Raw genomic sequence first — 1,217 nt, 5'->3', positions numbered from 1 at the left:
TCCTCGGTGTTCGTGTTCGGTTACCCGAGCGGGTCGCACCCGGACGGCAGCCACACCTTCACCGGCCAGACCCTCAAGTGGAGCTACGGCAAGACCTTCGCGGCGACCGCGCCCTCCATCAAGGGTGACGAGCTCGTGGGCGTCAAGTCGTCCTTCACCGGCGAGGGCTCGATCGGGTCGTCGTGGCTGGCGCAGTACAAGACCTCGCGTCGTCTCGGCTACCTGAACGGTGTGACCATCGGCGTCTCCGACACCGACAAGAACAACCGCATCGACACCAGCGTCTCCCCGTACTTCGACGGCGAGACCTACGGCGTCTACAAGTCGGCCGCCGCCGTGTGGTCCGGCAAGATCGTCTGATCGTCGCCCACAGGGTCGACAGCAGTGAACAGCAGTAAACGGCGGTGAACACCGCCAGGGAAGGGCTCGGCAGCCGGCGCCGGGCCCTTTCCGCTTTTCCGGGCACCGCCTCAGAGCCGGGCGTCCCGCCGCGCGAACCGGACCGGGAGCCCAGGAGCCGTCCCTGGCCCAGACGGGCCTACGAGGCGCCTGAGGGTGAGGGTGCGGGCACCGCACCGGGGACGTGGGAGCGAGGCCCACGTCCCCGGTGCGGTGTCCCAGGGCCTGCGGGTAGACGCGTGCGACGTGGCACGTCCCGGCCACAGGAGCCCGGCACGCGGTATGTCCGGGGCGCAGGAGACCGGCGCGGCGGGCACGTCCGGGGCGCAGGGGAGTGGCGCGTGGCCGTCCCCAAGGCTCGGGAGGCGGCACCTCCTCCCCAGGGGAGCAGGGCGCGGGCAGGCGACGAGGCGCCGGGGCCCGTAAGCCCCGCCCCGGTGCCTCGTCGTCGCCGTCTCCGCCGAGAGGCCCTCGTGGGGCCGCACGGGCGTGTTCCGGAAACGCGAAAGGGCCCGGCCGACCGGCCGGGCCCTTCCTCGTGCTTACTTACCGACGTCCAGATCAGACGATCTTGCCGGACCACACGGAGGCGGCCGACTTGTAGACGCCGTAGGTCTCGCCGTCGAAGTACGGGGAGACACTGGTGTCGATGCGGTTGTTCTTGTCGGTGTCGGAGACGCCGATGGTGACACCGTTCAGGTAGCCCAGGCGGCGGCTGTTGTTGTACTTCAGCAGCCAGGACGACCCGATCGAGCCCTCACCGGTGAAGGAGGACTTGACGCCGACGAGCTCCTCACCCTTGATGGCCGGAGCCTGGG

The 1,217-nt window shown here is 70.0% G+C and carries 2 pseudogenes; one reads left to right on the top strand and one right to left on the bottom strand.

The features are described from left to right. A pseudogene (locus tag Mco01_RS38665) lies at window positions 1-360 on the top strand (trypsin-like serine peptidase); the annotation flags it as partial. A gap of 600 nt (window positions 361-960) precedes the next feature. Here Mco01_RS38665 and Mco01_RS38660 read toward each other — a convergent pair. Continuing rightward, window positions 961-1,217, bottom strand: a pseudogene (locus Mco01_RS38660) (trypsin-like serine peptidase); the annotation flags it as partial.

It is taken from the genome of Microbispora corallina, assembly GCF_016863035.1.
Taxonomy (GTDB): domain Bacteria; phylum Actinomycetota; class Actinomycetes; order Streptosporangiales; family Streptosporangiaceae; genus Microbispora; species Microbispora corallina.
This window is presented reverse-complemented; position numbering and strand designations above follow the sequence as displayed.